This is a genomic window from Acinetobacter sp. FY731 (assembly GCF_059515905.1).
Map to the genome: position 1 here is coordinate 307,148 of NZ_JCAKNB010000004.1, position 17,519 is coordinate 324,666.

Consider the following 17,519-nt stretch of genomic DNA (forward strand, 5'->3'; position numbering starts at 1 on the left):
AAGCATTTAATTTTAATTTAAATATCATCTTTAATATTTTATGCTAAACACAACTAAAATTAAGCAGATTTAGCTTACAAATTCCAACTTTTTATAAATATACTTTTTAAATCCTAAAATCCTATGTTTTATACTCATGCAAACATTGAGAAATCTCACTCAAAAACAGCTTTCTATCGTTGAATTTTCAAATTTTCAACGCGGTATAAAAACATCTATCCCTATGCTTTTAGGCATTATTCCATTTGCATTAGTACTTGGTGCACAAGCAACAACAAAAGGATTCAGCTTAATTGAAGTCCCATTGTTTACAGGATTGAATTTTGCAGGGGGTTCGGAATTTGCCATTTTAGAAGTTTGGACGAATCCACCTAATATTTTAATGCTGATGTTTATTACATTTTTAGTCAATAGTCGGCATTTATTAATGGGGGCAAGCTTAGTTCCTTACTTAAAACACTTGCCTAACAAAAAAGTATTTCCTGCCTTATTTTTTATGTGTGATGAAAGTTGGGCTGTAGCCTTAGCTGATGCTCAAATTAAGCAAAAACATACGGGCTTTCAACATGCTTTCTCCTTTCCATTTTATGCAGGACTATGTTTTGCTCTTTATATCATGTGGGTCAGCTTCACTACACTTGGTGCAGCTATAGGACCAGCTCTTGGCGATATTAGTCGTTTTGGATTTGATATGGCTTTCCCTGCTGTATTTCTAGTTCTACTACGCGGAATGTGGAAAGGTACCCGTGCGGCAAGACCCTGGTTAATCAGTTTAGTTTGTGCAGCTCTCGCTTACTTATATTTACCTTCGGGCTGGTATGTCCCTATAGGTGCAATCAGTGGAATTGCCTCTGCTTTTTTCTTAATAGAGGATGATCACCAATGATAATCCATACACCAACATTAATTGCAATTGTGTGTATTGCACTCACCACCTATTTAACCCGCATCTTAGGTTATGTTTTATTAAAAAATAAAACACTAAGCACAAAACAAAGACGAATTTTGGAAGTCGTTCCAGGCTGTGTCCTAATTTCAGTCATTACCCCCTACTTTGTCAAAGACAACCCTGTAGACTTACTTGCTATTTTCATTACAGTTATAGTTGCAACACGTTTTTCACTATTACCAACCGTGATCATTAGCATGGCTTCAACCGCACTATTAAGAATGTTTTTCTTATAAAAAAATGCCCTAAATTTAGGGCATTTTTTATATCTTAATCATGTTTTAAATACTGATAGTCATTTCATTTAAGTGTTAAACATTAAAAGATTCACACAAATCCAATAATCGGTTTGCATAACCCCATTCATTGTCATACCAAGCAAAAACTTTTGCTTGACGCCCAACCACCATCGTTTGGGTTAAATCAACAATTAAAGAGTATGGGGAATGATTAAAATCACTTGAAACCAACGCTTCATCTGTCACTTGCATAATTTCTGAATAATCATAACGTGCCGCATTCACCAAAGCATCATTAATCATTTGCGAATTCACATCCATTTTCGCAATAAAAGTTAAATCAATAGCTGCCACATTAATAGTCGGCACACGAATTGAATAACCATCTATTCTGTTTTCCATTTTAGGCATAACACGCTTAAGCGCACCTAAAGCTGAAGATGTTGTTGGAATAATATTTTGCCCTGAAGCACGTGCACGACGTAAATCTCGATGTGCATGATCAAGTACAGACTGATCTGCTGTGACTGCATGAATTTCAGTCATTAAAGCTGTATCTATACCAAAAATATCATCTAGAATTTTAACAAGTGGTACCAAAGCTTGCGTGGTACACGAAACACCTGAAATAATTTGATCTGTCGGTTTCACTTCTTGATGATTTACACCATATACAATTGCAGCATCTACAGTATCAAATGGTGCAGCACCAATAATGACACGCTTCGCACCCGCAGTCAGATGTTTAGTCGCTGCTTGGCGAGAACGAAATAAGCCCGTACATTCTAAAACCACATCAACTTGTAGCTCTTTCCAAGGCAACTGTTCTGGGTCTTCACAGTTATGCACTTGAACATTTAGCTTCGCATCACCTGCCGATATCTGCAAATATGCTTGCTCATCGACATAACACAATTCAACTTCACCTTGAAAGCGACCATGCGTTGTATCGTATTTAAATAAATGAATTAGAGTTTCTACATCAGCAACATCATTAATCGCAACAATTTTAAATGCAAAATCTTTAGGATTTTCAAACCATGCACGTAATACATTACGTCCAATTCGACCAAATCCATTTATCGCCACATGTTGCATGAAAAGACCCTTTACATTTCAAACAAGAAGAAAACCACAATATATTAAGGGATAAAGCAACATAAAAGATAATATTGCTTTCTTATTTTTAATCACACATAAATCTCTATAGTGACAAAATAACAAATCAAATATTAAATCAACAATTTAAACAATTAAATACTTTCACTATTCACGCTATAAATATAAGATTAAGTGCGGTTTTATTTACCACTATAAAGGAAATATCACATGAAAAAGAAATTAGGTATATTCGGAGCAGTTCTATTTGGTACGGTTTTAACTGCTTGTGCATTAACACCTCAGCAAAAAGCAGAATATGCGCAAGAAAAAGCTCAAAAAAGACTTAACTTCCAAGTTGCTTTAGCAAAACAATGTGACCCTGTTGCAGCCAACCTAATGGCAGAGTTACCAAAAATTAGTCAACTTAGCGCACAAGATCGTGCTAGCTTTGACAAACAATATCAAGCTCGTGTAAATAACCCAACATTCCAAGCTTGTTACAAACTTGCTTTCCAATCGTTCCAAGAAACACAGCAAATTAACCAAGAAAACCAACAGTTCAACCTAGAACAAATGGAATGGAATACAAATGATGGTTTCTTCAACAATCAGCCATTCAACTGTGAATTTGCACCAGCAGAAGGTCCATATTGGGGCGCTTGCTAATTCATAGCTAAAGCTTCATTCTAATTTGTGAGAGATTATATTTTTCATTAAATAAAATCTCTCACATTTTTATTTATCCGAGATATAACTCAAAATAACGATAACCCTCTATTTAATTTCACATTCCCCTTAAATCAAATTATTCAATTCATATTACTTTTCCTTGGAAAATAATTGGTGCGTACGCCTTTCTTCCGTTATAATTTGTCGTTTTTAAAATTTAAGCCAGTATCTCAAGTTAGCTTTAATATTTAAGTCAAACTTATCTGAGATACTATTAGCCAAATACAAGATTTATGGAGTGACTTGGTTGTGAGTACTCGTTTTATGACATCCGCTGAAATTCGCGAAGCTTTTTTAAGCTATTTTGAATCGCAAGGGCATACACGTGTCGCGTCGAGTTCTCTGGTTCCGGCCAACGACCCAACATTATTATTTACAAATGCTGGTATGAACCAGTTTAAAGACTGCTTCCTTGGTTTGGAAAAACGTGATTATGTTCGCGCAACATCTTCACAAAAATGTGTACGTGCAGGCGGTAAACATAACGACCTAGATAATGTAGGTTATACAGCACGTCACCATACATTCTTCGAAATGTTAGGTAACTTCTCTTTTGGCGACTACTTCAAACGTGATGCAATTAAATTTGCTTGGGATTTCCTCACATCTGAACAATGGCTCGCTTTACCAAAAGATAAACTATATGCCACTGTTTACCATACAGATGACGAAGCATTTGATATTTGGAATAAAGAAATTGGTTTAGATGCAAGCCGTATTATCCGTATTGGCGATAATAAAGGCGAAAAATACGCATCTGATAACTTCTGGGCAATGGGTGATACAGGTCCATGTGGTCCATGTTCTGAAATTTTCTTTGACCATGGCGATCACATTTGGGGTGGCTTACCGGGCACACCTGAAGAAGATGGCGACCGTTTCATTGAAATTTGGAACAATGTTTTCATGCAGTTTAACCGTACTGCTGATGGCGTATTACACCCTCTTCCAGCTCCATCTGTAGATACAGGTATGGGCTTAGAACGTATTTCTGCAGTTTTACAACACGTAAACTCAAACTACGAAATCGATCTATTCCAAAACTTACTTAAAGATGCTGCACAGATTATTGGTTTAGACACTGCTGAAATAGATGCTAAAGCACAAGCAGAAAACAAACCTGTTGAATATCCTGCATCATTAAAAGTTGTAGCTGACCATGCTCGTTCATGCTGTTTCTTAATTGCAGATGGCGTAAACCCTTCTAATGAAGGTCGTGGTTATGTATTACGTCGTATTATTCGTCGTGCAGTACGTCACGGTAACAAATTAGGTGCTACAGGTTCATTCTTCCACAAAATGCTTCAACCATTAATTAATGTAATGGGCGCTGCATATCCTGAACTTGAAGCTCAAAAAGCTCGCATCGAAGCACAGCTTCTTAAGGAAGAAGAACAATTTGCAAAAACTTTAGAGCAAGGTTTGAAATTGCTTGAAGGCGAGTTAGCAAATTTAACTGGTTCCGTTATTCCAGGTGCAACCGTATTTAAACTTTACGATACCTACGGCTTCCCAACAGATTTAACAGCTGACATCGCACGTGAACGTGACTTAACCATTGATGAAGCAGGCTTTGAAGTTGAAATGGCAGCACAACGTCAACGTGCACGTGATGCTGGTAAGTTCGCAATCGACTACAACAGCGTTGTAAAAGTTGAAGGCGAAACTCAATTTGATGGCTATGATGCAACTCAAGGTCAAGGTCAAATTATTGCGATCTACAAAGATGGCGAACAAGTTGATGAAGTATTCGAAGGTGATGAAGCCCTTATTGTCCTAAACCAAACACCTTTCTATGCAGAAAGTGGTGGTCAAATTGGCGATACAGGTATCTTCAAAAACGATACAGGTATTTTTGAAGTTCAAGACACGAAAAAATCTGGTGGTGCATTTGTACACCAAGGTATCGTGACTATGGGTAACCTCAAATCTACTCAATCTGTAGAAGCTATTGTGAAAGCAGATCTTCGTGATGCAACTGCACGCAACCACTCTGCTACGCACTTGTTACATGCAGCTTTACGCCAAGTTTTAGGTTCTCATGTTCAACAAAAAGGTTCTTTAGTTGCAAGCGAGCTTTTACGTTTCGATTTTGCAAATGACCAACCTGTTACTTTTGAACAAATTCAAGAAATTGAACGTATTGTTAACCGTGAAGTCATTGCTAACACAGCTGTAACAACTGAGCTTTTAAACATCGATGCGGCTAAAGAGAAAGGCGCAATGATGTTGTTCGGTGAAAAATACGGTGAAGAAGTTCGCGTACTCTCTATGGGTTCTATGAGTGAAGATAAAAACTTCTCTATCGAACTTTGTGGTGGTATTCACGTAAAACGTACAGGTGATATTGGTTTATTCAAAATCACTTCTGAAGGCGGTGTTGCTGCTGGTGTGCGCCGTATTGAAGCTGTTACTGGTACAAAAGCAATTGAAGCGGCTCAAAAAGCAGATCGTGATATTCATGCAATTAACGATTTGTTAAAGGCACAAAAAGATCAAACTTTAGAAAAAGTTGAAAATCTTGCTTCTACCGCTTCTAGCCTTCAAAAGCAAATTGAGCAACTCAACCAAAAACTTGCAAACTTCCAAGCAACTGAACTTTTAAGCCAAGTTCAAACTATTGCTGGTCGTTCAACATTAATCATAACCGTTCAAAATACAGATGCGAAATCACTTCGCAACTTGCATGACGGTGTGAAATCTAAATTAGACAATGCAGTCATCGTACTTGCAGGTGTTGAGGGTGACAAAGTTAGCCTGATTGCATCTGTAGCGAAAGAATTTACTGCGTCTATTAAAGCAGGCGACATCATCAAACACTTAGGTCAAGAACTAGGTGGTAAAGGTGGTGGTAAACCTGACTTGGCACAAGGTGGCGCGCCACTTAACGAGAAATTAGAACCTGTAATGACAAGCCTTGTGGCTTGGCTTGAGGCTAAATAATTTCACCTTTTGTGTAACTGACCCTGAAAGGTAATCAGGGTCATGGCTTTTATGGAACAACTATGGCATTAATCGTTCAAAAATATGGCGGTACTTCAATGGGTACTCCCGAGCGCATTTTAAATGTTGCTCGTCGTGTAAAGCGCTGGCATGACCACGGCCACAAGGTAGTGGTGGTTGTATCAGCAATGAGTGGCGAAACCAATCGTCTACTTGCTTTAGCGAAGGCCATTACCGAAACCCCTGATCCTCGTGAATTAGACCAAATGGTGTCTACGGGTGAACAGGTAACGATTTCCATGTTAGCGATGGCACTAAACACTGTTGGTGTGAAAGCGACATCACTAACAGGTCGCCAAGTCGGTATTAAAACAGACAGCTCATTCACAAAAGCACGTATCGAAGCAATTGATACTGATGTAATGACACGTTACTTAGATGCTGGTCAAGTGATTGTTGTTGCAGGTTTCCAAGGCTTTGATACCAATGGCAACACAACGACTTTAGGTCGTGGTGGTTCTGACACTTCAGGTGTAGCACTTGCTGCTGCACTTAAAGCAGACGAATGCCAAATTTATACAGATGTTGACGGTGTTTACACAACAGATCCACGTGTTGCACCAAAAGCTAAAAAAGTAGATCGTATCTCTTTTGAAGAAATGCTTGAAATGGCATCGCTTGGTTCTAAAGTTCTTCAAATTCGTTCAGTAGAGTTTGCAGGCAAATACCAAGTGCCTTTACGCGTATTATCTAGTTTTGATAATGACGATGATGGCGCATTCGACGAAGACTTTAAACAAAACGTCGGAACACTAATCACCACTGAAGCGGAAGACAACATGGAACAACCAATCATCTCAGGTATCGCATTTAACCGTGACGAAGCAAAATTAACTATTCTTGGTGTGCCAGATTTACCTGGTATTGCTTCAAACATTCTTTCACCTATTGGTGATGCAAATGTTGAAGTTGACATGATCATACAGAATGTTGAAGAAGATGGAACAACCGACTTTACGTTTACTGTGAACCGTGGTGAATTGGCGAAAGCAAAATCAATTCTTGAAGCAACAGCAAAAGAAATTGGTGCGCGTGAAGTGGCTACACGTTCAGATATCGTAAAAGTATCTATCGTTGGTGTTGGTATGCGTTCTCATGCTGGTGTTGCAAGCAAAATGTTTACCGCTCTTGCAAAAGAAGGCATTAACATTTTAATGATTTCAACATCTGAAATTAAAATTTCAGTGATTATTGATGAAAAGTATTTAGAACTTGCTGTACGCGCACTTCACACAGCATTTGATTTAGATCGTGAAAGCGGTGAATCAAGCGCTCGTGCTTAATCTATTGATATCCTAAATAAATTTGTAAAGTTTTATATACAGAACAGATAGAGCCCCTAGTATTTATATTAGTGGCTCTGCTATATTGAGCTACAGCTTAATATTAGATTAAGACAATTTGTATCCTATGTTTTGTTTACTACAAATATTTGTCAAAATTTAAAAAGGTTTTAGGGTTGTGTAATTTCCTATTTTAACATTTGCACGTTTAGCATATTGCAAGGAGATAAACATGCTGATTCTTACCCGACGTGTCGGTGAAACATTAATGATTGGGGATCAAGTCAGTGTTACTGTTCTTGGTGTTAAAGGCAATCAAGTTCGTATTGGTGTAAATGCACCTAAAGAAGTTTCTGTTCATCGTGAAGAAATTTATCAACGCATTCAGCATGAACGTGCAATGCATGAACATCTTCAACACATTGATCAAGACTATCAACCGTCTATTGAAGAAGAAAATAGTCAACAAAATACATATAATCGTTAAGATTATTATATTTTGTAAGTATAAAGCGGCTACATGGCCGCTTTAAATTTGCCTAAAATTTAGAAAATTATTGTTGATCCATTAATTCCAACACTTTCCTCACAGGGCCAAAACTTCTACGGTGTTCATCAATTACACCATGTTCTGCAATTGCTTCAAAATGTGCTTTTGTCGGATAACCTTTATGCTTTGCAAATCCATATTGTGGGTATTTTTGGTCAAGTTCGACCATTTCATGATCACGAGTAACTTTTGCCAAAATACTTGCAGCAGAAATCTCAGCATGAATAGCATCACCACCCACAACAGCTTCACAACTCATGAGTAAACCTTTAGGCTCTTTATTTCCATCTACCAACACATGATCAGGTTGAATAGAAAGCTTCTCTACCGCCCTACGCATTGCCAATAAGGATGCTTGCAAGATATTTAATTCATCAATTTCTTGCGCACTCGATTCCGCTATTGCCCAAGCAAGTGCCTTTTCTTTAATTTCAACAAATAACTTTTCACGTTTTTTTTCTGTTAACTTTTTAGAATCATTTAATCCATCAATAGGATTATTCGGGTCTAAAATAACAGCCGCAGCAACAACCGAACCAACTAATGGTCCACGCCCCGCCTCATCTGTACCGGCAATTTTTTTCATATCTTTCCTTAAAAAATAGGCTGATAAAACATCAGCCCATTTCAAATAAATTCCAATTATTTAGCGACAGCTTCAGCTACACAAGCATTTACTGTTTTTGCTACCGCATTTGAAACAATTGTCGTACGAGCTGCAGGATCAAGTGCTGCACTTGCTAAATCCATAGCAGAAACACTTTGTGGTGCTTTTTCACTTACACAATCGCAAATTTTAGATTGAACTTCTTCTTTTTGTGATACTGTCATAAATTGTGTTGCAGTTTTCCATGCAGCCAAGTCATTTAATTCAGCTGTACATTTTGTATTTACTGCAATTTTAAGTGCTGTTGTACCAAGTTGCTGCGTCGTAGATGGAGTACCTGTCGTGTCCGTCGTTGCACATGCAGATAAAACCAAAGCCATTGGTGCCAATACAGCAAATAACTTTTTCACAATATTGTCCTTTTTATAAAAAATAAATGTGCCCTATTTTGCCGAATATAAAAATAATAGTGAATCCCCATTTTTTTAATTATTCATTATGTGCATAATTAATCTACAGCCATCGTTCTAACAATCAAACACTCTGTTACGCCAGTTAGCTTTTAAATAGTCAAAAAACACTCTAATATTTATTCAAATCTAAAAACTTCGAATATATTATGAAAAATACTTCAGGATATTACACACGCACCGCACAAGCTCTACATTGGTTAATGGCTATTATTTTTATTCTTGCATGGGTCATTGGCTTTTATAGCGGTAATTTTTTAAGCTATGACGTAGATGGTAGCTTTAAAGGAAGTGTTACCACTCTACATAAAAATATTGCAACCGTTATTATTTTCTTAGTTGTTATTCGTATTTTTTGGCGCTACACCCACCCTGCACCAGAACTACCAAATACAATGTCTCCAACTATGAAGCGTCTCGCTCATTTGGGACATATAGCACTATATTTTATGTTACTTGCATTACCCATTACAGGCTGTTTATTTAGCTGGAGTGCCGGATATCCTGCACCCGTTTTATACTTATTTAACCTACCTGCTTTAATTTCAGAAAACCCTGAAGTTACAGCTATTGTTAAGCCATTGCATATTTATCTTTCTTGGGCTGCGGGCTTATTACTTGTAGGTCATATTCTTGCTGCATTAAAGCATCATTTTATTGATAAAGATGCTGTTTTAATTAGCATGACAAAACAACCAAAATAAATACACACCTACTCAATAAAAAAAGCCGTATCAATTCGGCTTTTTTATTACACTAGTGAAATATTTTCATTCCAATGCTTTAACGACACAACCACGTACACTGTTTCCAATTGCTTTAGAAACCAACTTATTTTTAGCCTCTTCATTAAACAACGCGCTCATCAACTCCTTAACAGATACATCATCTGTTGCATGCTCAGAAACACAACCACAAACTTGAGATAAACTCTGTAGTTGTTCATCTTCTGTCATAAAAATTGAAGCTGTTTTCCAAATTTTCGTCACTTGTAGCTCAGCTTTACATTGATAATCGATTACAGGATTAAGTGCCGTTTTTGTAATTATGGCAGGATGTGCCACAGCTAAGTACATCACAATAGCAACCAATAAAAATAATATCAGCGTAAATATTTTAAATATCTTCTTCATCTATACTTCTTCTATAAAAAAAGCAGTGAAAACTCACTGCTTTATCTAAATCAGAAACTTAAGCCATTGCTTGAATTTTCTCTGACCATTTTTGCTTTTCATCATCTGAAATAAAAGAAGCTTCAAATGAATTAATTGCCAATTGCTTAAGCTCATCTTTTGTTAAATCTAAAGCTTCAGTAATTGCAATAAAGTTATCATTCATATAACCACCAAAGTAAGATGGATCATCTGAATTTACTGTAACATGCACACCTTTTTGTAATAAACGACGAATATTATGTTTCGCCATATCATCTACAACACATAGTTTTAAGTTACTTAATGGACAAACAGTTAATGGCATTTTTTCTGCAATCAATCGCTCCATAAGCTTATCATCTTCTTCAGAGCGTACACCGTGGTCAATACGATTTACTTTTAATAAATCTAATGCTTCCCACACATATTCTGCTGGCCCTTCTTCACCTGCATGAGCTACCACCAAAAAGCCTGCTTCTCGCGCTTTAGCAAACACACGTTCAAATTTAGATGGCGGATGACCAACTTCACTAGAGTCTAAGCCAACACCAATAATTTGATCTTTATATGGTAAGGCCTGCTCAAGTGTTTTAAATGCAGCTTCTTCACTTAAATGACGCAAGAAACACATAATTAAATGTGATGAAATACCAAATTTTTCTTTTGCATCATCACAAGCACGTTGCAAGCCATTAATTACTGTTGAGAATTCAATTCCTCGATCTGTATGTGTTTGCGGATCGAAGAACATTTCTGTATGAACAACTTTATCTTCAGCACATTTTTCAAAATATGCCCAAGCAAGATCATAAAAGTCTTGCTCATGAATAAGTACATTTGCACCCGCATAATAAATATCGAGAAAAGATTGTAAATTATGAAAATTATAAGCTTGTTTTACTTCTTCTACAGATTTGTATGGGATTTCGACTTGATTACGTTGTGCAATTGCAAACATTAGCTCTGGCTCAAACGTCCCTTCTATATGTACGTGCAACTCAGCTTTTGGCAATGCACGAATAAAATCTAATTGATTCATTGATATCCTCAAAAATAAAAAAGGGTGTAAACAAAGTTTACACCCTTTGCTTTATTCGGTGAATTAGCCACCAAATAATGCAAATTTTAATACCCAAAGTACAGCAACAATCCAAACCATATACGGTACGGTTTTCGCCTTACCTGTAAAGAGTTTAATTAATGCATAACTAATAAAGCCCATTGCAATACCATCTGCAATTGAATATGCAAACGGCATGAAAATAATGGTTAAAAATGCAGGAACTGCCTCTGTGATATCTTCCCAATCAATATTGGTAATACCTTGAATCATCAACACACCAACAAACAACAATGCCGGAGCTGTTGCAAAGCCTGGTACAGATTGAGCCAATGGCGCCAAGAATAAACACAGAATAAATAGAACGCCAACAACTACCGCGGTTAAACCCGTACGACCACCGGCAGCAACACCTGCCGAAGATTCAATATAAGGCGTAGTTGAAGATGTACCTAAAGCTGCACCCGCAACAATTGCAGATGAGTCGGCAAATAAAGCCTTTTTCAAGCGAGGTAATTTACCATCTTTCAACAAACCAGCACGATGTGAAACACCAACCAATGTCCCTGTCGAGTCAAATAAATCAACCAAGAAGAATACAAAGATCACGCCAATTAAGCTTGCTGTGAATAAGCCTTCAAAATCCATTTGCATGAATGTTGGAGCTATAGAAGGAATTGCACCTACAACACCTTTAAATTCGTTATAACCTAAAATTGTAGATAAAGCAGTAACTGCTAAAATACTAATTACAATCGCACCACGCACTTTAAAATGATGCATGATAACAATGAATAAGAAACCTAAAAGCGCAAGTAATACTGAAGGCTGTTTTAAATCGCCCAAGCCAACTAAAGTTGCTTGATTATCGACAATAATACCCGCATTTTTCAATGCAACCAATGCTAGGAATAAACCTATACCACCACCAATAGCAAACTTCAGAGACATTGGAATTGCATTCACAATTGCCTCACGAATTTTAAACATACTAATAGCAATAAAAACTAAACCCGATACAAACACTGCCGCTAAAGCAGTTTGCCACGGCACTCCCATACCCAAGCAGACAGAGTACGTGAAGTAAGCGTTTAGCCCCATACCAGGTGCAAGAGCGATCGGATAGTTTGCAATCATACCCATGACTACGCAACCAATAGCAGCAGCAAGACATGTTGCAACGAAGACAGCCCCGTGATCCATTCCTGTCGCGGATAAAATCATTGGATTGACAATAATGATATAACTCATTGCTAAGAATGTTGTTATACCTGCTAGAACTTCTGTACGAAAATCAGTTTTATTTTCGCTGAGCTTGAATAAGCGCTCTAGCACACTCACTGAAGATGGATTAGGAGTCGTCATGACCTAGCCCCTGTTAATAAACTTAATGCCAAGAAATTTTAAGATATACAAAAAGGTATATTGCATAAAAAACTTGCTGCAATGGTTATGCCAAATTAAAAAAAGAATATATCCAACCAATTTCACAGCACAACAAATAGAAAAACTCATTGTGTTGGTAAACAAAAAAGCTGCATAAATTATATGCAGCCCTACCTATTCACCTGAAATTAAATACATAATTTTTTAAGATATTGAGTCCAACCTTCCTATTCCAGGATTATATCACATTGATTTTTTAAAGTTTCTAAAATTTTATTTTTCAAGTGCTATCAAAGAATCCTAAAATGCAAACTACCTTTCTATTCCTTATGATCGCCTAAATCACCATCTTTTTTAGGTGCATAATAGTTTTTATTTTTTTCTATTTTATCAATAGAATATCTAGCATCTTTAATCAGTAACTTTAACTCTTCATGTTGTTTTACTTGTACGTCTTTATAAACAATAAAACCCAATACTAGTACAACAAAAAAAGTCCCCCCCACAATAAATTTAAACATTTTTAGCCTCAATTATTTTCAATACCCAATTATTTTTTAGCCAAACTACATATTTATTATAAAATATAACAAAAAAACTCAATATTTTGTATTATTTTTAACACTTTTATTCATTTATATTAAATATTGTGATTTTTTTATCAGATTTACTTAAAAATAATTTTTACCAAAATAAAACATCTGATCTCTTCTAACAATAGTACTTTACAGAGTTCGAGCAAAATTAATCTTGTATTATGTTTAATTTTTCAGAAAATTTATCTAATACTCGTTGAATTACTGTTCGAGTGACATCAAACTCCTTTGCTAAAGAATAAACACTTTGACCTTTTTTAAATTTATCCAATACTATTTGTTTTTGCTTAGAATCTAAAAGCTCCGGTCGACCTACTTTTTAACAAGTTTATTTTGTTTTATACTTCTTTTATAATTTATAACTTGAGATTCAAATTCACACCCCATTTTAATAAAATGGAAAAAAATTTTTTTTAGGTCTCCTTTAATCGGATTTCTGGAAAAGTCGGAACAAATGAGTATAATTTCTTTTTCATAGATTAAACTTGCAATTTCTTTTATTTCTAAAAAATTAGATCCCAAACAATCTAAGCTCTTAACAATAAGAACATCATCTATTTCTAAATTATATTTAATGAGATTTAAAATCTTATCTCTATATTCAATTGGAGTATCAACTGTCACCTCTTCAGTTAATATTCGATTACTTTGTATCGAGTACCCATGCTTTTTAAAACACTCTATATAGCGTGATAAGTTCACCTGATCATTTGGTTCAACTCTTATATATGCATAAATACGCAAAATACCATCCTCTTCTACACCCTAAATCTTTGTTTAGGTTTTTATTTTTAGTTATATAAATAATATCATTATGATATAAAAAAAGTAAAACAATTAACGCAACTTACAAACAATGTGATATTTATCACATTGTTTGTAAGAGAGGTAGTCATACACCATTTTTATATTTATAAATTTTAACCTATTACAATTTGATGATTCGCTAACAACGTAGCTAAATCAGTTTGTACATCGTTCAAGGTTACAAGCGTTGTGAAATCATGACCACCTACTTCGCCATCACGATCGACTTTAATAACTGTGTTATTGCCCTCTTGTTCAACTTTCAAGAATTGTTCAATTGTATCACCAGCATCAATTGCCGCCACACCATTAATATAATGAGCAGCACCATCAGCATCGGCTTGATAACTAATAAGAAGGTCTTTTAAGTCAATGATATCAGCATCAAGGGTTGCTTCTACGACACCCACCTTAGGGTACATTTACTTTATTATATAAATATTGTTCATTTGCCATAATTGGAAAAGAACATGACATAATACTTAAACATAAAATGGGTCTAATGAAATTTAAATGGACGCAATCTTTATTAGAATTTCTATAATTTAAATAACTCATTTATTATTAAACTCAATTTTATAATTTATTTTTTATACATAATAAAAGGCATACCTCATCAAAGATAAAAGTATCTATATTTAATAATTTATTTATCTAAAATCAAAAGCTTAGCAAAATACAATTGATTGTTATGTGTTTTAAACACCTGTTTTTAATTATGTTTTAGTCTTTTCATTAACATACTTTCTAATATCCCCCTCTAAACATAAAAAAAGCCGATACAATAGTATCGGCTTTTTTATACTACCCATTTACATAGGCAATATGTTTAACAATTAAACTGTAGCAAGTGCTGCATTTAATGTTGCGCTTGGACGCATAACAGCATTTACTTTTTCTTGATCTACAGCGTAGTAACCGCCGATATCAGCAGGCTTACCTTGTACAGCAGCAAGTTCTGCAACGATTTTATCTTCGTTTTCATCAAGTGCTTTAGCTAATGGAGCAAATTGAGCTTTAAGTTCAGCATTTTCATTTTGCTCAACAAGTGCATCTGCCCAATATTTTGCTAAGTAGTAATGGCTACCACGGTTATCAAGCTCACCTGTACGACGTGATGGAGACTTATCGTTATCAAGTAATTTACCTGTTGCTTGGTCTAAAGTTTTAGCAAGTAATTTGATACTTGGGTTGTTCTCTTTAATACCCATTTCTTCTAAAGAAACAGCTAAAGCCATGAACTCACCTAGAGAATCCCAACGCAAGTGGTTTTCTTCAACAAGCTGTTGTACGTGTTTAGGCGCAGAACCACCAGCACCAGTTTCGTACATACCACCGCCCGCCATTAACGGAACAATAGATAACATCTTAGCAGATGTACCTAATTCCATAATTGGGAACAAGTCTGTTAAGTAGTCACGTAAGATATTACCAGTAACAGAAATTGTGTCTAAACCACGAGCAACACGTTCAAGCGTATAACGCATAGCACGAACTTGAGACATGATTTGAATGTCTAAACCGTCAGTGTCATGATCTTTCAAGTATTTTTCAACTTTTTTGATCACCTCATTTTCGTGTGGACGGTACGGGTCAAGCCAGAAAATTGCTGGCATGCCAGAGTTACGTGCACGAGTTACTGCAAGTTTAACCCAGTCTTGAATCGGTGCATCTTTCACCTGACACATACGCCAGATATCGCCTTCTTCCACGTTTTGTGACATCAACACTTCGCCAGTTTCGATATCAACGATGTTTGCAACACCCGCTTCTGTGATTTCAAACGTCTTGTCGTGTGAACCGTATTCTTCCGCTTTTTGCGCCATCAAACCAACGTTAGGTACAGTACCCATTGTTTTTGGATCGAAGTTGCCATTCCATTTACAGAAATTGATCATTTCTTGGTAAATACGTGCGAAAGTCGATTCAGGCATTACTGCTTTACAGTCGTAAGGTTTGCCGTCAGCGCCCCACATTTTACCGCCACCACGAATCATTGCAGGCATAGAAGCATCTACAATTACGTCGTTAGGTGAATGGAAGTTTGTAATACCTTTTGCAGAATCTACCATTGCAAGCGCAGGACGGTGTTCTTGGCAAGCATGTAAATCTTCAATGATTTCTTCACGTAAAGAAGTCGGTAAAGTTTGAATTTTTTCGTAAAGACCAGCCATACCGTTGTTTACGTTAATGCCTAGCTCGTCAAATAATTTACCGTGCTTTTCAAAAGCTTCTTTGTAGTAAATTTTCACACAGTGACCGAATACGATCGGGTGTGAAACTTTCATCATTGTTGCTTTAACGTGTAAAGAGAATAAAATGCCTGCTTCACGACAATCTTCAAGTTCTTTTTCGTAGAAATCGCAAAGCGCTTTCTTGCTCATGAACATTGAATCGATGATTTCACCGTCTTGAAGTGCAACTTTTGACTTAAGAACAATAGTTTGACCAGACTTAGTCACTAATTCCATTTTCACATCACGAGCACGGTCTAAAGTCATAGACTTTTCGCCATGATAGAAGTCACCTTCATTCATGTGTGATACGTGAGTTTGTGACCACTGCTTCCACTCGCTCATAGAGTGTGGATTTTTCTTAACGTAGTTTTTAACTGCAGCAGGTGCACGACGGTCAGAGTTACCTTCACGTAAAACTGGGTTTACAGCAGAACCTAAACATTTGCTGTAACGTGTTTTAATCGCTTTTTCTTCTTCAGTTGTTGGATTTTCTGGATAATCAGGAATCGCATAACCTTTAGATTGAAGTTCTTTAATACATGCCGTTAATTGACCAACAGATGCACTAATATTAGGGAGTTTAATAATGTTAGTATCTGGATCTTGAGTAAGACGACCTAGCTCTGCAAGATTATCAGGAACTTTTTGTTCAGCTGTTAAATAATCTGAAAATTCTGCGAGTACACGTACTGCTACAGAAATATCACTTTTAACAATTTCTACACCAGCCGGCTTTGTAAAGGTTTCAATGATCGGCAATAGTGAATAAGTTGCCAATAATGGCGCCTCGTCGGTCAGTGTATAAATGATTTTTGACTTTCCACCAGCCATATATAGCCCCTTGCGATAGATTTTTGAGTTTTTAGAAGTGAGCTTTTGACTCAACTCTTCGAACCGATTTGCTTGAATAAAACATTAAGAGTATCGATGCTCATCGTTACCAATTCATGAAAGAACATTTCATTTCGTGATATCGAATAAATAATACACACATATATACTGCTTTTAAGTGGCAATATTGTACAAGAATTTTATGTTTTCTCGTAGATCAAAATATTAGGTATTCATTCATGAAATAATGATATTTAATTTTAATAATTTACACCAATATACTGTTTTTTATAGTTTTATTTGTAAAAATTACGCTAAATTATTATTCTTTTCCAAATAACTAATAATTCAAATCTTAGACTTTTGTCTATAGTTAGATCGACATTTTATGATGTTTTAAGTCTAAAGTTTTTGTTTTGAAACATATTTCGACAGAAAATACCTTTATGAATAGATAAAATGTAGGTATTAATATAAAAAATATATAACAAAATTTATCATAAAATAAAAAAGCCTC

The 17,519-nt window shown here is 35.9% G+C and carries 17 protein-coding genes; 7 read left to right on the top strand and 10 right to left on the bottom strand.

Annotated features, from left to right (window positions below):
• Positions 1-136 precede the first annotated feature (136 nt).
• Both AC5YC8_RS07575 and AC5YC8_RS07580 read left to right on the top strand, forming a co-directional pair.
• The gene (locus tag AC5YC8_RS07575) at positions 137-886 is read left to right on the top strand and encodes an AzlC family ABC transporter permease (protein ID WP_496116912.1); all 750 of its coding nucleotides are present in this window, start codon (positions 137-139) and stop codon (positions 884-886) included.
• Entirely contained in the window at positions 886-1,185 is a 300-nt protein-coding gene (locus AC5YC8_RS07580; RefSeq protein ID WP_496164150.1) for an AzlD family protein, read from the top strand. Before AC5YC8_RS07575 ends, AC5YC8_RS07580 begins: the two co-directional genes overlap by 1 nt.
• A gap of 75 nt (positions 1,186-1,260) precedes the next feature.
• Here AC5YC8_RS07580 and AC5YC8_RS07585 read toward each other — a convergent pair whose 3' ends face one another.
• A complete protein-coding gene (locus tag AC5YC8_RS07585) occupies positions 1,261-2,286 on the bottom strand; it encodes a type I glyceraldehyde-3-phosphate dehydrogenase (RefSeq protein ID WP_496164093.1) in 1,026 nt (341 codons plus the stop codon).
• Between the two features lie 231 nt (positions 2,287-2,517).
• Here AC5YC8_RS07585 and AC5YC8_RS07590 point away from each other — a divergent pair, with 231 nt between their 5' ends.
• From AC5YC8_RS07590 to csrA, 4 genes are all read left to right on the top strand, one after another.
• Positions 2,518-2,955 (top strand): hypothetical protein, encoded by a 438-nt coding sequence (locus AC5YC8_RS07590; protein ID WP_496116910.1) that lies wholly within the window; start codon positions 2,518-2,520, stop codon positions 2,953-2,955.
• 312 nt (positions 2,956-3,267) lie between these two features.
• Positions 3,268-5,961 carry an alanine--tRNA ligase gene (gene alaS / locus AC5YC8_RS07595; RefSeq protein ID WP_496116909.1) on the top strand — a complete coding sequence of 898 codons (2,694 nt, stop codon included), beginning with the start codon at positions 3,268-3,270 and terminating at the stop codon, positions 5,959-5,961.
• Positions 5,962-6,023: 62 nt separating this feature from the next.
• A complete protein-coding gene (locus AC5YC8_RS07600) occupies positions 6,024-7,304 on the top strand; it encodes an aspartate kinase (RefSeq protein WP_496164094.1) in 1,281 nt (426 codons plus the stop codon).
• Positions 7,305-7,536: 232 nt separating this feature from the next.
• Positions 7,537-7,791 (top strand): carbon storage regulator CsrA, encoded by a 255-nt coding sequence (gene csrA, locus AC5YC8_RS07605; protein ID WP_496116907.1) that lies wholly within the window; start codon positions 7,537-7,539, stop codon positions 7,789-7,791.
• A gap of 67 nt (positions 7,792-7,858) precedes the next feature.
• Here csrA and rnhB read toward each other — a convergent pair whose 3' ends face one another.
• Together rnhB and AC5YC8_RS07615 are read right to left on the bottom strand one after the other, a co-directional pair.
• Entirely contained in the window at positions 7,859-8,485 is a 627-nt protein-coding gene (gene rnhB / locus AC5YC8_RS07610; protein WP_496164095.1) for a ribonuclease HII, read from the bottom strand.
• A gap of 11 nt (positions 8,486-8,496) precedes the next feature.
• Positions 8,497-8,871, bottom strand: a complete 375-nt coding sequence (locus tag AC5YC8_RS07615) for a hypothetical protein (protein WP_496164096.1) — start codon at positions 8,869-8,871, stop codon at positions 8,497-8,499.
• Positions 8,872-9,080: 209 nt separating this feature from the next.
• On the opposite strand from AC5YC8_RS07615, the gene AC5YC8_RS07620 reads away from it, so the two are divergent.
• Positions 9,081-9,635 carry a cytochrome b gene (locus AC5YC8_RS07620; protein ID WP_496164097.1) on the top strand — a complete coding sequence of 185 codons (555 nt, stop codon included), beginning with the start codon at positions 9,081-9,083 and terminating at the stop codon, positions 9,633-9,635.
• Between the two features lie 66 nt (positions 9,636-9,701).
• Here the strand turns inward: AC5YC8_RS07620 and AC5YC8_RS07625 are convergent, their stop codons facing one another.
• The 7 genes from AC5YC8_RS07625 to AC5YC8_RS07655 all read right to left on the bottom strand — a co-directional run bounded on the left by AC5YC8_RS07625 (position 9,702) and on the right by AC5YC8_RS07655 (position 17,002).
• The gene (locus tag AC5YC8_RS07625) at positions 9,702-10,064 is read right to left on the bottom strand and encodes a hypothetical protein (protein ID WP_496164098.1); all 363 of its coding nucleotides are present in this window, start codon (positions 10,062-10,064) and stop codon (positions 9,702-9,704) included.
• A 58-nt stretch (positions 10,065-10,122) separates the two neighbouring features.
• The gene (locus AC5YC8_RS07630; protein WP_496164099.1) at positions 10,123-11,124 is read right to left on the bottom strand and encodes an adenosine deaminase; all 1,002 of its coding nucleotides are present in this window, start codon (positions 11,122-11,124) and stop codon (positions 10,123-10,125) included.
• 63 nt (positions 11,125-11,187) lie between these two features.
• Positions 11,188-12,510: an NCS2 family permease gene (locus AC5YC8_RS07635; RefSeq protein ID WP_496116901.1), complete on the bottom strand. Its 1,323-nt coding sequence runs from the start codon at positions 12,508-12,510 to the stop codon at positions 11,188-11,190.
• A 341-nt stretch (positions 12,511-12,851) separates the two neighbouring features.
• Positions 12,852-13,052, bottom strand: a complete 201-nt coding sequence (locus tag AC5YC8_RS07640) for a hypothetical protein (RefSeq protein ID WP_496164100.1) — start codon at positions 13,050-13,052, stop codon at positions 12,852-12,854.
• A gap of 387 nt (positions 13,053-13,439) precedes the next feature.
• A complete protein-coding gene (locus AC5YC8_RS07645; protein ID WP_496164101.1) occupies positions 13,440-13,871 on the bottom strand; it encodes a recombinase family protein in 432 nt (143 codons plus the stop codon).
• Between the two features lie 176 nt (positions 13,872-14,047).
• A complete protein-coding gene (locus AC5YC8_RS07650; protein ID WP_496164102.1) occupies positions 14,048-14,356 on the bottom strand; it encodes a type I secretion C-terminal target domain-containing protein in 309 nt (102 codons plus the stop codon).
• A gap of 414 nt (positions 14,357-14,770) precedes the next feature.
• A complete protein-coding gene (locus AC5YC8_RS07655; RefSeq protein WP_496116899.1) occupies positions 14,771-17,002 on the bottom strand; it encodes an NADP-dependent isocitrate dehydrogenase in 2,232 nt (743 codons plus the stop codon).
• Between the last annotated feature and the right edge of the window lie 517 nt (positions 17,003-17,519).

Excerpts from the sequence above, each read along its gene's own strand:
- AC5YC8_RS07625 (WP_496164098.1), bottom strand. The coding sequence starts at position 10,064 with ATGAAGAAGATATTTAAAATATTTACGCTGATATTATTTTTATTGGTT.
- AC5YC8_RS07655 (WP_496116899.1), bottom strand. The coding sequence starts at position 17,002 with ATGGCTGGTGGAAAGTCAAAAATCATTTATACACTGACCGACGAGGCG.
- AC5YC8_RS07650 (WP_496164102.1), bottom strand. The coding sequence starts at position 14,356 with ATGTACCCTAAGGTGGGTGTCGTAGAAGCAACCCTTGATGCTGATATC.
- AC5YC8_RS07575 (WP_496116912.1), top strand. The coding sequence starts at position 137 with ATGCAAACATTGAGAAATCTCACTCAAAAACAGCTTTCTATCGTTGAA.
- AC5YC8_RS07635 (WP_496116901.1), bottom strand. The coding sequence starts at position 12,510 with ATGACGACTCCTAATCCATCTTCAGTGAGTGTGCTAGAGCGCTTATTC.
- AC5YC8_RS07600 (WP_496164094.1), top strand. The coding sequence starts at position 6,024 with ATGGCATTAATCGTTCAAAAATATGGCGGTACTTCAATGGGTACTCCC.
- AC5YC8_RS07585 (WP_496164093.1), bottom strand. The coding sequence starts at position 2,286 with ATGCAACATGTGGCGATAAATGGATTTGGTCGAATTGGACGTAATGTA.
- AC5YC8_RS07640 (WP_496164100.1), bottom strand. The coding sequence starts at position 13,052 with ATGTTTAAATTTATTGTGGGGGGGACTTTTTTTGTTGTACTAGTATTG.
- AC5YC8_RS07590 (WP_496116910.1), top strand. The coding sequence starts at position 2,518 with ATGAAAAAGAAATTAGGTATATTCGGAGCAGTTCTATTTGGTACGGTT.
- csrA (WP_496116907.1), top strand. The coding sequence starts at position 7,537 with ATGCTGATTCTTACCCGACGTGTCGGTGAAACATTAATGATTGGGGAT.
- AC5YC8_RS07620 (WP_496164097.1), top strand. The coding sequence starts at position 9,081 with ATGAAAAATACTTCAGGATATTACACACGCACCGCACAAGCTCTACAT.
- AC5YC8_RS07630 (WP_496164099.1), bottom strand. The coding sequence starts at position 11,124 with ATGAATCAATTAGATTTTATTCGTGCATTGCCAAAAGCTGAGTTGCAC.